The sequence below is a fragment of the Streptomyces sp. NPDC046915 genome (genome assembly GCF_040644935.1).
Classification (GTDB): domain Bacteria; phylum Actinomycetota; class Actinomycetes; order Streptomycetales; family Streptomycetaceae; genus Streptomyces.
Window position 1 is genome coordinate 1 of the sequence record NZ_JBEYXB010000025.1, and the last position, 13,702, is coordinate 13,702.

Genomic DNA, 13,702 nt, shown 5'->3' on the forward strand with positions numbered 1-13,702 from the left:
GGCGTCTGCCACTTCGCGTACGACGACGAGGAGACCTGCATCGCCGAGGTGCGCTACCTCCTCTCGCTGCTCCCGCAGAACAACCGCGAGAACCCCCCGCACGTGGCGACCGCCGACCCCGCCGACCGGCGCGGTGAGGCGCTGCTGGACCTGGTGCCGCTCGACGGCAACCGGCCCTACGACATGACGCGGGTCATCGAGGAGATCGTCGACGACGGCGAGTACCTCGAGGTCCACGAGCGCTGGGCGCGCAACATCATCTGCGCCCTGGGCCGGCTCGACGGACACGTGGTCGGCATCGTCGCCAACCAGCCGCAGAGTCTTGCCGGTGTGCTCGACATCGAGGCCTCCGAGAAGGCCGCGCGCTTCGTGCAGATGTGCGACGCCTTCAACATTCCGATCGTGACGCTGTTGGACGTGCCCGGCTTCCTGCCCGGTGTGGACCAGGAGCACGGCGGGATCATCCGGCACGGCGCGAAGCTGCTGTACGCCTACTGCAACGCGACCGTACCGCGCATCTCGCTGATCCTGCGCAAGGCCTACGGCGGTGCGTACATCGTCATGGACAGCCAGTCCATCGGCGCCGACCTCACCTACGCCTGGCCGACCAACGAGATCGCCGTGATGGGCGCGGAGGGCGCGGCCAACGTCATCTTCCGCCGCCAGATCGCCGATGCCGAGGACCCCGAGGCCATGCGGCAGAAGATGGTCCAGGAGTACAAGTCCGAGCTGATGCACCCCTACTACGCGGCCGAGCGCGGCCTCGTCGACGACGTCATCGACCCCGCCGAGACGCGCCAGGTGCTGATCAGGTCCCTGGCGATGCTGCACCTGAAGCACGCGGAGCTGCCCTCCAGGAAGCATGGCAACCCCCCGCAGTAACCCCGGACATAGAAGACCGTAGAGTCTGTTTATTCTGCACCGACCCTTCATCCGCGTCCGTTCCTGCGTGGGCTGTCGGGGAGCTGCGGGCGGGGACGAAATGGTGCATAGGCCCTGACGGGTGGGTGACTGAGTGTCAGCTCGCCTGCCCGGCAGGGCTTTTGGCAGGTCAGGTGGGGTGTCGAGGTCCGCTCCATGATTGCTAGCAACTTGTTAAAAACGGAACAGACGGTTTGGTATTGACATACCGTTCGTGCTGTTTTTAAATCGTGGAGTGCCAGCAGCGCACGTGGACGAGGGAGACGGCGTGGACATCGACGTACTGGGCGCACTGGACGTGAGGGAGAACGGGGTCTCCATCGCCCCGACGGCGCCGAAGCCGCGGCAGGTCCTGGCGCTGCTGGCCCTGCACGCCGACCGGGTCGTGCCGGTCGCCTCACTCATCGAGGAACTGTGGTCGGGCAGGCCGCCGCGCAGCGCCCGCACCACCCTCCAGACCTATGTGCTGCAACTGCGCGAACTCATCGCCGCGGCGCTCGCGCACGACGCCGGGCGGGAACCCGGCGCCGCGCCCGAGAGCCGTACCGCGAAGGACGTGCTGCTGACCCTGCCCGGCGGGTACCTGCTCTCCTCCGGCGGCGGGTCCAGCGACGTACGGGAGTTCGAGCGGCTGGCCGGCACGGGCTACCGGGCCATGGACGCGGGCGACTTCGCGGGAGCCTCCCGCACACTGCGCTCCGCCCTGGACCTGTGGTCCGGGTCCGCCTTCGCCGACGTGCAGACCGGCCCGCAGCTCGCCATGGAGGCCAAGCGGCTCGACGAGAGCCGGCTGTGCGCGCTGGACCAGCGCATCGAGGCCGATCTGCGGCTCGGGCGGCACCGCGAAGTACTCGCGGAACTGACCGTGCTGACCAGCCGTTACCGCACCCACGAGACCCTGCACGCCCAGTTCATGCTCGCGCTGCACCGCTCCGGCCGGCGCGGGGAGGCCCTTGCCGTCTACCAGCAGCTGCGCACCACCCTCGGGCGGGACCTGGGGCTGGAGCCGTCGCCCCGGCTGCGCCGGCTCCAGCACTCGATCCTGATGGCCGCGCCGGAGACCGCGCTCGGCCCGACGGCGCCGGGCCCCGTGGCGCCCGCGCCGCAGGTGCCGCCGGTCGCGCAGGGCGGTCGGCTGACGCCGACCCGCTGATCACTTCCGAACCTTGGAGGCCTCCACCATGACCAGTGAGCCGACGGCGCCCACCGGTGCCCCGGGCGACGTCCTCGCGGAGCTCACGGCCGTGCTGGCCGACCTCCTGCACGTCGAACCCGACCGGATCGACCCGGAGCAGCCCTTCCAGGCGCTCGGCCTCGACTCCATGCTCACCATCGAGTTCGTGACGGCCCTGGGCGCCCGCTTCGGCATCCGGATCGCCGCCGCGGTGCTCTACGACCACCCGACCCCGGCCGCGCTCGCCCGCCATGTCACGGACGTACGCTCGCAGACCGGGCCCCGGCCCCCCGCCCCGGATCCCGGCGCCGCCGGAGCCGTGCTCCAGGTGCTGCGCGAACAACTGGCGCGGATCCTGCACTGCGCTCCCTGGGAGATCGACCCGGGCGCGGGCTTCGCCGAGCTCGGCATCGACTCCATCCTCGCCGCGGAGTTCGTGGCCGGCATCAACCGCGCCTACGGCCTCACCGAGCGGCCCGTCACCGTCTACGACCACCCCAGCCTCGCCGCCATGGCGTCCTTCGTCGCCAACCGCTCCACGGGCCCGCTGACCGGAACGCCCGTGCTCCCCGCGACGGACACGCGGGCCACGACCGCGGCCGCGGGCCGGGGCGCCTCCCGGCCGCCGCTGACCCCCGACGAGCTGGACGCGCTGCTCGACGCGGTGCGCGACGACCGGCTCAGCGTCGACGAGGCGGCCGCCCTGCTGGCGGGCCGGGCCGCCTGAACCGGACAGCACCCATGGACAACAGGGAGATCCTCACCCGCTTCAAGAGCGGAACGCTGCCCCGGGAACAGGCCGTGGCCCTGCTCACCGGAGCGCTTCTCGTCCCGGCGGCCGCCGCCGGACCGCCGGTCGCGTCCGAGCCCCCGCCGGCACGTGCCCTGACGACCGTGCCGGCGGGCGGCGGGCACGGCGAGAGCCCGGCCGCCGACCGGTACGCGGTCACGGCCCTGCACGCCCGTTTCCCGCACGCCGGCGGCCTGGAGGCCTTCTGGCGCGCGCAGACCGACGGGCGCGACGGGCCCCCGGAGCAGCCGTCCGGTCAGGGCGTACGGGCCGGGCGGACCGGCCGGTTCCTCGACGGCTTCGACGAGTTCGACGCGGAGTTCTTCGGACTGGGCCCGCGGGAGGCCGCCCTGATGGACCCCCAGGAGCGGCTGCTGCTGGAGACCGTCTGGCACACACTGGAGACCGCCGGATACGCCGGCGCCCGGCTCGACGCGCTCACCTCGGCCGACGGCGAGCCACGCAGCCTCGGGGTGTACGTCGCGACCGGCCCGGCGGACTACGCGCTGCTGGCGGCCGAACAGCTCGCGCACGGGCGCACGGAGGGACACACGGAGGCACGTACGCGGTCCCGTTGCGCGGCCGGGTCCGGGGATCCGGCCGGGCGGCTGTCCGCGCTGCTCGACCTGCGCGGGCCCAGCCAGGCCGTGGACACCGGTGAGGCCTCCTTCCTCACCGCCCTGCACCTGGCGCTCGGCGCGCTGCGGGCCGGGGAGTGCGCGGCGGCCCTGGTCGGTACGGCCGACCTGCGGCTGCACCCCTCCCGGCACGGCGCCGACCGCGCCGAGGGCGTGGGCGCCCTGCTGCTCAGGCCGCTGGCGGCCGCCCGGACCGCCGGGGACACCGTGCACGCCGTCGTCCGCGGCAGCGCCGTCGGGCACGCCGGACGGGGTACGGCCCGGGTCGTCGAGCGGGTGGCCCGGCGGGCGCTCGCCGCGGCGGGCGTCGACGCATCGAGCGTCGCCCTCCGGGAGACCGGGGCCACGGCGACGGCCGCCGTCGGCGACGCGGGCGCGGCCACCGGACTCGTCGCGCTGGTCCGCGCGGTGCTGCAACTGCGGCACGCCACCCTGCTGCCGGCGCCCGGCCGGGACGCCGGCGAATGGCCGCCCCGGTACGACGACGCGGGCCGCGGACTGCCGCGCCGGGCCTCGGTCACCGTGCGCGGCGCGAGCGGCACCGTGGCCGGGGCGGTCCTGGAGGAGCATCCGCGCACCGGAGCCGGTTCCCGGCCGTACGCCGCGGCACAGGGCGAGGAACTGGTCCTGCTGTCGGCGCCCACCCCGGAGCACCTGGCCCGCACCGCCGGACGCCTGGCCGCCCGGCTGGACCCGCCGGACGGCTCCCCGGGCCAGGCGCCCGAGCTGACCGCGGTCGCCCGCGAACTGCGGCTGGGCCGCGCCGCGCTGCCCTGCCGGCTCGCCACGTCCGCCCGGACGACCGCCGAACTGGCCACCGCGCTCGCCGGGTTCGCGGCGGATCCGGGTCCCGCGTTCGCACCGGAGGCGGGCGGCACCGAAGGGCGCGCCGCCGGCCGGGTGCGGGCCGTCGATCTGCGGGGGCGGCCGGGACAGGGGCCGCTCGTCGAGGAGTTGCCCGAGACCGGGGAGTATCTGGCGGCCCTGTGGCGGGGGCGCCGGGCGGCGGCGCTGGCACGGCTGTGGCTGGCCGGCGTCGACGTGACCGCGGGCGGTGCGACGGCCGGCGGCGCGCCGGAGCCCGCCCCGGTGGTGCCGCTGCCCCCGACCGCGATGCTGCGCCGGCCGCTGTGGATCGGCGGCCCGACCACGGACGAGCCGACACCATGACGATCACCGCGCCCGAGACCCACGGCACCGCGACCGACACCCGCACCGCCGCGCCCGCACCGCTGGAGGAGACGGTCGCGCCGGTCAAGCTGTGGATCTGCCCCAACGAAGACCTCGCACCGGCCCTCGCCGGTGTCCTGGCCGCGCACTGGCTCGACGACCGGGAACGGGAGACGGCCGCGCGGTTCATCTTCGAACGCGACCGCCGGCAGTACCTCGTCGCCCATACCCTGGTCCGCCGGGCCCTCGCGCTGGAGGCCGGTCTCGCCGAGGCCGAGCTGGTCATCTGGCGGTCCTCACGCGGCCGTCCGTTCCTCCAGCCGCTGCCGGGCGGTCTGCCGCGCGGCGGCTCGCACCTGGACTTCAACCTCTCCCACTCCGCCGGCTACAACCTGCTCGGCATCGTCCGCAGGCACCGCATCGGCGTGGACGTCGAGGCCCTGGACCGGGACGCGCAGGCCATCGACACCATCGTGCGGACCTTCGCCCCCGAGGAGCAGCGGTGGGCGTCTTGCGCGGCACCGGGCCGGGGCCGGGACCGGCGGGTGCTGCGGCTGTGGACGCTGAAGGAGGCGTACTCCAAGGCCCGGGGCCTGGGTCTCGGCCTGCCCTTCGACGAGTTCTCCTTCACCCTGGCCGACGACCGCGGGGTGCTCGCCTTCCAGCCGCCCGCCGACGACCTGGCCGGGCGGTGGCGGTTCCTGGAGCTGGAGCCGGTGCCCGGCGTGCTGGCCGCCGTCGCCGTACCGGCGGACGAGCAGCTCTCGCCCGTACTGCAACTCCACCACGGATTTCCCTGGGGGCGGGCCGCCTCGCACACCATCCCCCTGCCCGAACCGGTGGGCGGGGCGCGGGAATAGGGATTATCGGTAGGGGTGCAAGGAGCTATTGGTCAGGGGTTGTTTCCCGTTTATTCGCAGGGAATTTCTGAGCCGGCCGCGATATTTCCCGGGGGTGCCCGGAGTCAGCGGCCGGCCAGCGGGGCGGACGGCATCCTGAGGGCCGTGGCGACTCCGAGGACCACCGCGTCGGCGACGGCGTCCGGATCGTCGTGGAAGTAGAAGTGGCCGCCGGGAAAGACGTGCACCGCCAGCAGCCGCTCGCAGCGCTCCGCCCACCGTTGCAGGGCGTCCAGGCCCACGGCCGTGTCCCGCGCGCCGCCGAACAGGGACACCGGCACCGGCAGGGGCGTGTCGGCGGGGGCCGGCCGCCAGGACGACACCAGCCGCAGGTCGGCGCGGATGACCGGCGCGAAGTGCCGCCACAGACCGGGGTGGTCCAGCACCTTGGGGGGTGTACCGCCCAGCCGGGCCACCTGCCGCCGCAGTTCCTCGTCGGACAGCTCGCGCGCCGGCAGCCGGGCCGGCGGCTCGTCGGGCCGGGGCGCACCGCACGCCGACAGGCCCAGCCACACCGGCGTCCGGTGGTCGCCGGCCACCAGGCGGCGGGTGAGTTCGTACGCGACCATGGCGCCCATGCTGTGCCCGAAGAACGCGAACGGGGCCTCGGAGCCGTCCAGTTCGGGTCCGAGCCGGTCGAGGTAGTGGTTCACCAGGGCGTCGCCGTCGCTGAGGGGCGGCTCGCCCATCCGCGTGCCGTGGCCGGGCGCGTCCTGGGCGGTCACCCGCCAGTCGGGCGGGAACCTGGCAGGCCAATCCTGGTACATCAGCCCCGAGCCGCCCGCGTGCGGGAACACGTACAGGCGCACACCGGTGGCGGCCGCGGGCCGGTCGTCGCCGTGTCGTGCAGAACCGGGCGCTGCCATCGGGTCTCCGTTCGCATCGGCATGCCGGGAAAGAGCGTGCGCATCGCAAGATTATCCGTCGATCAAGTATTCGGACCGGAACCCGGAGTTCACTTCCAGTGCCAGTACAAGTGTTCTTGAGTGAATCAAACAGCTTGCGCAACACCGAACTTGGAATGCCGCTAGAGGACTACTACAGGAAATCGCTTGAGGGGCACGGACCCGGCTAGCGTGCGTGGCGGCGGAGAATTCTGGCCACCGAAAGGAACTGGACAAGGAACTCGACGAGGTGCGGAGGCCACCATGAAGATTCAGGTTCTGGGTCCGTTGAGTGCCGAGGTCAACGGGGGATCAATCGTTCCGACGGCCGGCAAGCCGCGGCAGATTCTGTCGCTGCTGGCGCTCTATCCGGGACGGGTCATGCCCGTCCCCACGCTCATGGAGGAGCTCTGGGGCACAGAACCTCCGCCGAGCGCGCTCACGACCTTGCAGACATACATACTCCAGCTGCGCAGGCGGCTGGGAACGGCGATGGGACCCGGCTCCCCGGCGGGGGCGAAGGACGTGCTGGCCACCCGGCACGGCGGGTACCTGTTGCAGATCGAAGAGGGCTGTGTAGACGTACACCTTTATGAGAAGTTGGCGCGGGAGGGACAGTCCGCGTTCGAGGCGGGGGACAACGCGGTGTCCGCCGCCCGTTTCCGCGCGGCGCTCGACCTGTGGACCGGCGCACCGCTGGTCGACGTGAAGGTCGGGCCCGTACTCGAGATCGAGGTGATGCGGCTCCAGGAGAGCCGGCTGGTCACCGTGGAACGGCGCATCGACGCCGATCTGCGCCTGGGCCGGCACTCCGAACTGATCGCCGAACTGACCGAACTGACGGCCCGTCATCCGCATCACGAGGGGCTGCACTCACAGGTCATGGTGGCGATGTACCGGTCGGGCCGGCAGGCCACCGCGCTGGAGGTCTACCGCAGACTGCGCATGCGGCTCATCGACGAACTCGGCGTGGAGCCCTCGCCGCAGCTCCAGCGCATGCACCAGGCCATGCTGGCGGTCGACCCGCAGCTGGACGTGCTGGCGGGGCCGCGCCGCAGCTCGACGTTCGACCTGTTCGCGGCATGAGAAAGGGCCGCGGGTCCGCCCGCGGCATCCGGTAAGTCGCCGCCGTTGCCGCCGTCCTGGGACGGCGGCCTTGGCGTGTCGTGCCCCGCGTCAGCCCGCCGTCTGAAGCCGGGTGACCGTCTCCCACAGCACCGCCGGAGTGGCGAAGGTGTCCAGGGACAGCGCCTCGTCCACGAAACGGACGTCGTAGGTGCTCTCCAGCGAGCCCAGCAGCTCGACCGCGCCCAGGGAGTCCAGACCCGAGTCGCGCAGATCCGTGTCGGCCTCGAGCGGCTCCTCCGCGTCGAGGAACGGCAGGTAGTCGCGCAGCAGTTCCTCGAACTTCTCGTCCCACGCCATTGGTGACCCCACCCTTGCTGTGTCGGTTCGTGTCGGTCGTTTTGCAATCGAGCCAATACCGGCCCCGCGGGCAGGGGAACCCGTTCTCCACCCCTAATCACCAGGGCCGGTCAGGGCCCGGCGTTCGGCCGGCTGGTGCGCGCCGCCGCCCAGGGCCAGGTCGACCGGGAGGTCCCCGCGGCCGTTGATCTGCAACTTGCGGTACACCTTCGTCAGGTGCTGCTCGACCGTGCTGACCGTGAGGTAGAGCTTCGCGGAGATCTCACGGTTGGTCAGGCCCTGCGCGGCGAGCGTCGCCACCCGCTGCTCCGAGCTGCTCAGCCGGCACTCCGGCCGCTCCGCGCCCGGCCGGTCCGCGCGGTCCGGTGCCTCGTCGCTGAGCGGGGCGTCGGGCAGGATCTCCTTGCACAGCGCCGTGGCCCCGCACTCCTTGGCCAGGTTCCACGCCGCCCGGATCGTCGCCGTCCCCTTCATCGGGGCGCCCGCCTCCGACTGCCGGGTCCGGCCGAGATCCGCCATGGCGCGGGCGGTGGCCAGCCGGTCGCCCGACCGGTGCAGCTCGTCGACCGCCTGCTCCAGCAGCGAGACCCGCTGCCGGGCGGAGCCGGCGGTCAGCGCCCGCTGGTGCAGCGAGACGCCCCGCACCCACGGGCGGCGGGCGTCGGGCAGCGCCAGCTGCTGGAGCACCAGACGCTCCGCCTGCTGGGGCTTGCCCAGCCGCAGCAGGGCCTGGGCGGCGTCGCTGCGCCACGGCAGGCAGGCGGGCCGGTCGAGGCCCTGCGCCTGCATGATCCGGCCGATCGTCAGGAAGTCGGTCAGCGCGGCCTGCGGCTGGTTGCCCGTCAGGTGGTGCAGGCCCCGCGCGTGCAGGAAGGCCAGGCCGTGCAGGCTGTCCAGCAGGCCGTGGTGCAGCGGCCGGTCGCACAGCCGGGAGGCCTCCGTGTAGTGGCCCATCGCGCTGTGGGCGCGGATCAGTACGGCGGTCGCCGCGTACGGGAACGCCCCGCTGCCCCGCTCCGGGAGTGCCTCAAGGGCTCTGCTCGCGTAGGCGCAGGCCTCGGCCAGGTCGCCGATGCGCAGCAGCGCCTGGGCATGCAGCGTGGCGAACGCCGCGGCCCAGCCCGGCGCGTCACGCCGTTCCGCGTCCTCCAGCAGGGCCCGGCTCCAGGGCACCGCCCGCTCCGGATGGTCGGACAGCACCAGCGAGCGCAGCGCCTGTACGACGGGCGTCATCGTCGCCTCGGTCGGGGTGGCGGAGCGCAGCAGGCGCTCGGCGGCCACGGAACCGGCGTCGATCACCACGTCCAGGGGGGAGGCGCCGGACTCCTCGCCCTCCGTGTCGCCGTCGCGCAGCAGGTCCGCCGCGTCCGTGATCCGGCCCTGGAGCAGGAGCAACTGGGCGAGCGGCTGGACCGGTTCGCCGTCGAGGCGGCCCTCGTGCAGGGCGGCCAGCGGGCCGGTGATCAGCCGCTCGGCGGCGGACGGGTCGAAGCGCCAGGTGACCCGGGCGAGCCGGATCGCCACGGCGTCCCGCTGCCGGTCGTCCGCGCACACCCGGTGGGCCAGTTCGAGAAGGCGCCGTGCCTGGCGTCCGTCGTCGGCGGCGAGCCGGCTCTCGGCGGCCTCGCACAGCAGCTCCGTCTCCGTGCCCGAGGCGGACCAGGCGGCGCCGGAGCAGGCCGCGGCGGACAGCAGATGGCCGGCCGCCTCGGTCGCCGGGCGGCGGTGCCGGTGCAGCAGCAGGGCGGCGTCGCGGTGCAGGGCGGTCAGGGCGGAGGGGGAGAGCCCGCTCAGGACCGCGTCGCGGACCGCGGGGTGCGGGAAGCGGGTGCCGGCCATCAGTCCCGCCGCCTCCAGTCCCGCGAGGCCCTGCCGCACGGTGGCCGGTGCCACGCCGGTCAGCTCCGCGATCCGCTCCGGTGCGGCGGCCTCGTCCAGCAGCGCGGCGGCCTGTGCGACCAGCACGGCGGTCGGACCGGCCCGGTGCAGACAGGCGCACACGGCCTGGACGAAGGGGCCGCCGGGCTCGGGGGCGACCAGGGCCGTGCCGGGATCGCCGGTAGCCGGGGTGTCCTGGAGGGCGGGATGGTCGCCGGAAGCCGGGGACGTGTCCCGCGGGGAGCGGTGGTCGTCCGTGGCCGGCGAGGCGTACGCGGTGGCGCGGCCCCTGCCCGGCGCCCACGGGCCGCACACGGCGAGCCCGGTCTCGGTGTGCGCGGTCACGTCGTGCGCGGTCTCGGTGTGCGCGGTCGCGGTGTGCTCCTCCAGGAGCGCGCGGAGCAGGAGGGGGTTGCCCCCGGTGGACTCGTAGAGCGCGGGCGCGTGGCCGTGGCAGTCCAGGGTCCCGGCCAGTGCGGCCACCTCGGCCGGGGTGAGCCGTTCGAGGCGGACGCGGCGGAACGTCGGCTGGCGCATCAGCTCGGTCGCGAAGGCCGGGTGGGCCGCCTCGTGGTGCACCGTGCCGGCGACGATCAGGAGGATGCGGGCCGGCCGGGCGTAGCGCGCGAGGTACTGGAGGAAGGCCAGGGACTCGTCGTCGGCGTAGTGCACGTCGTCGACGCACAGCACCACCGGGCTGCCCTCGCTGACCTCGCGCAGCTCGGTGCAGAAGGCCTGCATGTCCTCGATGCGCGGCGCGCTGTCCGCCGTCCCGTCCGGCAGTGTCAGCGCACGGTGACTGCCCACCAGCTGGCGCAGCACCCCGTACGGCTCCCGGCGCTCGGCCGGGAACCCCGTCGCGCACAGCACCACGGCACCGCCGGCCGCCGCCCGCTCCACCAGCACATGGACGAGCGCGCTCTTGCCGCACCCCGTGGGTCCCTCCACCAGCAGGGTGCGGGAGTGACCCGCGGTGCAGTCCGCGAGGGATTCGGTCAACGTCCTTATCGCCGCAGTCCTGCCGACCAACGTCATAGTCGCCCCGTCTCGGTTGGTCCACCCCTAACCTGGACCAGCCTGGGCAGACCCCCTATAGGGGTGGTCGAGTCGTGGCGGAATCGCGGCCGGGCCGGGTCAGGGCTCGGTGCGCAGCAGACCGGCGTCGCGCAGTTCGTCGACCCAGATGTCCAGGTCGGCACGGGCGTTGGCGGGTTCCGTGTCCCACAGCGACGCCAGCATGCGGGCGGCGGCGCCCACGTCACCGTCGTGCTGGCGCAGCGCCAGCCACATCGCCGTGCCCACGGGACCGCACCGCACCTGGCGGGCCGGGGCCGCCGGCTCCGGCACCACGTCCAGGTGCCCGTGCACGTCGACGCTGACACTCAGCCCGGGGACCGGTCGCACACGCACACGCACCTCCATCCCGCCGGCGGCCCACGGCTCTCACGGTCGACGGTTTCGTACGCGGCGGCGTACACCGGAAAACAAATGTCGCCCGGGGCGCCTTGGGCGGCGAGAGCACCGAATCCATCGTGGTGCTTGCGGTCACCGGTGGCAACTGTTCAGGACCCCCTACAGGGTGGTGCGCGAGCGGCCGCGACGTAGGGGTGTGCTGCGCGTTTCACCACTGCGCCCCCGAGCGCCGGGGGTGGGCGAACGGTTCCGGCCGAATGCATTTCCCGAAATGCGGGGGGAATTGGCCGAATTCCGTCGGAAGGGTGTTCGCGGTGGCATTGGAAGGCCGGGTGGGAATTCGCCCGGAGGCTGCCGAGTTTCACCCGTTCTCCAACGCTTCTCCACTCGGCGCGAGCATCCTCTCCGGAACAGATGCACGGGACGACGAGCCACCCGGAAGGACGTCCGTCATGGTGCCGACGCTGACCGAGCCCCTCAGCGGGGCACTGCACGAACTGCTGAGCGCCCGCTGCCTCCAGGAGCGCAACAAGGAACTCGCCCTCGCGCTGGTCGCGGCGGGCAACCAGGGCGAGGTGAACCGGCTCACCCGCCACTGGGCGGGCACCGCCGGCCCGGGGGAGCGGTCGCTGCCCGACGGGCTCCGGCTGACCTGCGAGAGCGTCCTCGCCGACGGCGACGGTGTCGCGCTGCGCCTGACCGCGCGGGCCGGACGTGCCGCCTGGGCGCTCCTCGCGGAGCTGCGCTTCGACACGGCGGGCCGGGTCGCGGACTTCCACGACGTGCTGGTGTCCCGGGCGGCCGTACGCTGAGGCGGCGCGCTCCGGCCCCGCCGCACCGGTTCTCGAGCCTGCCTCTTGCGGATCTCCGGTGCCGCGCGACACGGTCGTGGCCCGGCCGCCGTACGGGAGGAGGGCGTCCCATGACGACAGTGTCCAGACGGATCCGGATGGCCCGCACCACCCTGCCGGTGGCCGTCGGGCGGACGGGGCTATTACGCCGTAATGGGGCTGGCCTATTACGCCGTAATAGGCCGGCGGGGCGATCCGCCGTCCCCGGTACGCCCGTTGTGGTCGACGGCGGCGGTGACACGGGCGTGCTGTTCGCGGCGGGACGAGGGGTGTGCCCGGCCATGGCGCGGGCCCTGTACGGCACGTTCCCCGTGTTCCGCGGGGAGTTCGACGCGGTGTGCCGGGTGGCCGACGGACGGCTGCCGCTGCCGCTGGCCGCCGTCGTGTTCGCCCCGGAGGGCGGGGTCGACGCCCGGCTGCTGCGCCGGGCCGGGTTCGGCGGGGCCGCGCTGTTCGCCTACCAGGTGGCGCTGTACCGGCTGTGGCGGGACTGGGGCGTGCGGGTCGGCGCGGTCGCCGGTGACGGCACCGGCGCCGTCACCGCGGCGTACGTCGCGGGAACGGTCGGCCTCGACGAGGCCGTACGGCGGGTCGTGGCGGACCGCCGGCCGCGCGAGAACGCCGGGGTCCACGCCGAACCGGCCCTGCACGCCGCCGGGTTCCACCGGGTCCTGCTCTGCGGGCCGCGTCCCGAGGACACCGCGACCGTGGGCCACGTCCCCGCGCTCCTCGCCGCCCTCTCCGGCCTCCAGCTCAGCGGCGAACCCCTCGACTGGGACCAACTGCGGCGCTTCCGGGACGAGATGGTCCTCGGCGGGTGAGCACCGGCCCGCCCCGGCCGGACGAGCGCAGGTCGGGGACGGTTCGGGGTCCGCTGGAGAAAGCGGTGGGGGCCGGCGTGGCCGCACTACGGTGGCGGAGGCGAGTGTGAGGAGGCCGCCATGGAGGAACGGCATGCCACCCTGCACGTACTGCCGCCGGTGGCCGGTTCGCGGGAGCAGGAGAGCGAGCCCTGGCGGGCCGCCGACCGGGGGCGTCAGGTACGTGTCCATGTGGTCGGCGCCGACCCGCTGGCCCGCGTCGGCATCAGGACGCTGCTGACCGGCCGGCCCGGCATCCGGGTCACCGGCGAGAGCGCGCCCGGCCCGCTCGTCGCCGCCGCCGTGCGCGCGCAGGCCCCGCACGTCCTCGTCGTCCACGGGCCGCTGACCGGTGAACAGCGGGTGTTCTGGGCCGAGCGGGCGGCCGACGAGGTGAAGGTGATCGTGCTCGGCGGGGCGGAGCCGGCCGACGCCCCCGCGGGTGTCCACGGCCAGTTGCCCGGCACGGCGACCGCGGGGCAGCTCGCCTCCGCCGTCGTCCTCGCGGCGGCCGGGTACGCCTTCGCCCCCGCGACGGCCGAGCGGACCCGGCCCGCGCCCCGCGTCTCCGGCGTCGGCCCCGACGAACTGACCGACCGCGAACGCGAGGTGCTGGAGCTGCTGGCCCGCGGCCTGTCCAACGGGGAGATCGCCGAGTCGCTCACCCTCTCCCCGCACACCGTCAAGACGCATGTGCAGAACATGCTGCACAAGCTGTGCCTGCCCAGTCGTGTGCACGCGGCCATCTATGCCTTCGAGACCGGCGTACGGCGGCCGCCCCGCTGAACGGCGGCGGTGC

13 protein-coding genes and 1 pseudogene are annotated in these 13,702 nt (G+C 73.9%); 9 read left to right on the top strand and 5 right to left on the bottom strand.

Annotation, left to right across the window (positions count from 1 at the left end; translation table 11 throughout):
* The 5 genes from ABZ915_RS41160 to ABZ915_RS41180 all read left to right on the top strand — a co-directional run.
* Positions 1-882 (top strand): carboxyl transferase domain-containing protein (locus ABZ915_RS41160; RefSeq protein WP_361814138.1); only part of this gene is annotated, 882 nt, incomplete at its 5' end.
* A 307-nt stretch (positions 883-1,189) separates the two neighbouring features.
* Positions 1,190-2,074 carry an AfsR/SARP family transcriptional regulator gene (locus ABZ915_RS41165; RefSeq protein WP_361814244.1) on the top strand — a complete coding sequence of 295 codons (885 nt, stop codon included), beginning with the start codon at positions 1,190-1,192 and terminating at the stop codon, positions 2,072-2,074.
* Between the two features lie 28 nt (positions 2,075-2,102).
* Positions 2,103-2,822 carry an acyl carrier protein gene (locus tag ABZ915_RS41170; RefSeq protein ID WP_361814139.1) on the top strand — a complete coding sequence of 240 codons (720 nt, stop codon included), beginning with the start codon at positions 2,103-2,105 and terminating at the stop codon, positions 2,820-2,822.
* Positions 2,823-2,836: 14 nt separating this feature from the next.
* Entirely contained in the window at positions 2,837-4,693 is a 1,857-nt protein-coding gene (locus ABZ915_RS41175; RefSeq protein WP_361814141.1) for a polyketide synthase, read from the top strand.
* Positions 4,690-5,553 (top strand): 4'-phosphopantetheinyl transferase superfamily protein, encoded by an 864-nt coding sequence (locus tag ABZ915_RS41180; RefSeq protein ID WP_361814143.1) that lies wholly within the window; start codon positions 4,690-4,692, stop codon positions 5,551-5,553. The genes ABZ915_RS41175 and ABZ915_RS41180 overlap by 4 nt, the downstream gene beginning before the upstream one ends.
* Before the next feature lie 104 nt (positions 5,554-5,657).
* Here ABZ915_RS41180 and ABZ915_RS41185 read toward each other — a convergent pair whose 3' ends face one another.
* Positions 5,658-6,458, bottom strand: a complete 801-nt coding sequence (locus ABZ915_RS41185; protein WP_361814145.1) for an alpha/beta fold hydrolase — start codon at positions 6,456-6,458, stop codon at positions 5,658-5,660.
* 282 nt (positions 6,459-6,740) lie between these two features.
* On the opposite strand from ABZ915_RS41185, the gene ABZ915_RS41190 reads away from it, so the two are divergent.
* Positions 6,741-7,562, top strand: coding sequence for an AfsR/SARP family transcriptional regulator (locus ABZ915_RS41190; protein WP_361814147.1), 822 nt, complete (start codon positions 6,741-6,743; stop codon positions 7,560-7,562).
* A 90-nt stretch (positions 7,563-7,652) separates the two neighbouring features.
* On the opposite strand, the gene ABZ915_RS41195 is transcribed toward ABZ915_RS41190, so the two are convergent.
* From ABZ915_RS41195 to ABZ915_RS41210, 4 genes and pseudogenes are all read right to left on the bottom strand, one after another.
* On the bottom strand, positions 7,653-7,901 hold the full coding sequence (locus ABZ915_RS41195) for a phosphopantetheine-binding protein (RefSeq protein ID WP_361814149.1): 249 nt from the start codon (positions 7,899-7,901) through the stop codon (positions 7,653-7,655).
* A 93-nt stretch (positions 7,902-7,994) separates the two neighbouring features.
* Positions 7,995-10,316, bottom strand: a complete 2,322-nt coding sequence (locus tag ABZ915_RS41200) for a LuxR C-terminal-related transcriptional regulator (protein WP_361814246.1) — start codon at positions 10,314-10,316, stop codon at positions 7,995-7,997.
* 54 nt (positions 10,317-10,370) lie between these two features.
* Positions 10,371-10,817 (bottom strand): annotated as a pseudogene (locus ABZ915_RS41205) (ATP-binding protein); the annotation flags it as partial.
* Positions 10,818-10,913: 96 nt separating this feature from the next.
* On the bottom strand, positions 10,914-11,189 hold the full coding sequence (locus ABZ915_RS41210) for a PqqD family protein (protein WP_361814151.1): 276 nt from the start codon (positions 11,187-11,189) through the stop codon (positions 10,914-10,916).
* Positions 11,190-11,644: 455 nt separating this feature from the next.
* Here ABZ915_RS41210 and ABZ915_RS41215 point away from each other — a divergent pair, with 455 nt between their 5' ends.
* From ABZ915_RS41215 to ABZ915_RS41225, 3 genes are all read left to right on the top strand, one after another.
* A complete protein-coding gene (locus ABZ915_RS41215; RefSeq protein WP_361814153.1) occupies positions 11,645-12,004 on the top strand; it encodes a hypothetical protein in 360 nt (119 codons plus the stop codon).
* A gap of 320 nt (positions 12,005-12,324) precedes the next feature.
* Positions 12,325-12,864, top strand: a complete 540-nt coding sequence (locus ABZ915_RS41220) for an acyltransferase domain-containing protein (RefSeq protein WP_361814155.1) — start codon at positions 12,325-12,327, stop codon at positions 12,862-12,864.
* 120 nt (positions 12,865-12,984) lie between these two features.
* Positions 12,985-13,689, top strand: a complete 705-nt coding sequence (locus tag ABZ915_RS41225) for a response regulator transcription factor (protein WP_361814157.1) — start codon at positions 12,985-12,987, stop codon at positions 13,687-13,689.
* Positions 13,690-13,702: the final 13 nt, after the last annotated feature.

Excerpts from the sequence above, each read along its gene's own strand:
- ABZ915_RS41170 (WP_361814139.1), top strand. The coding sequence starts at position 2,103 with ATGACCAGTGAGCCGACGGCGCCCACCGGTGCCCCGGGCGACGTCCTC.
- ABZ915_RS41175 (WP_361814141.1), top strand. The coding sequence starts at position 2,837 with ATGGACAACAGGGAGATCCTCACCCGCTTCAAGAGCGGAACGCTGCCC.
- ABZ915_RS41180 (WP_361814143.1), top strand. The coding sequence starts at position 4,690 with ATGACGATCACCGCGCCCGAGACCCACGGCACCGCGACCGACACCCGC.
- ABZ915_RS41185 (WP_361814145.1), bottom strand. The coding sequence starts at position 6,458 with ATGGCAGCGCCCGGTTCTGCACGACACGGCGACGACCGGCCCGCGGCC.
- ABZ915_RS41190 (WP_361814147.1), top strand. The coding sequence starts at position 6,741 with ATGAAGATTCAGGTTCTGGGTCCGTTGAGTGCCGAGGTCAACGGGGGA.
- ABZ915_RS41195 (WP_361814149.1), bottom strand. The coding sequence starts at position 7,901 with ATGGCGTGGGACGAGAAGTTCGAGGAACTGCTGCGCGACTACCTGCCG.
- ABZ915_RS41200 (WP_361814246.1), bottom strand. The coding sequence starts at position 10,316 with ATGCGCCAGCCGACGTTCCGCCGCGTCCGCCTCGAACGGCTCACCCCG.
- ABZ915_RS41215 (WP_361814153.1), top strand. The coding sequence starts at position 11,645 with ATGGTGCCGACGCTGACCGAGCCCCTCAGCGGGGCACTGCACGAACTG.
- ABZ915_RS41220 (WP_361814155.1), top strand. The coding sequence starts at position 12,325 with ATGGCGCGGGCCCTGTACGGCACGTTCCCCGTGTTCCGCGGGGAGTTC.
- ABZ915_RS41225 (WP_361814157.1), top strand. The coding sequence starts at position 12,985 with ATGGAGGAACGGCATGCCACCCTGCACGTACTGCCGCCGGTGGCCGGT.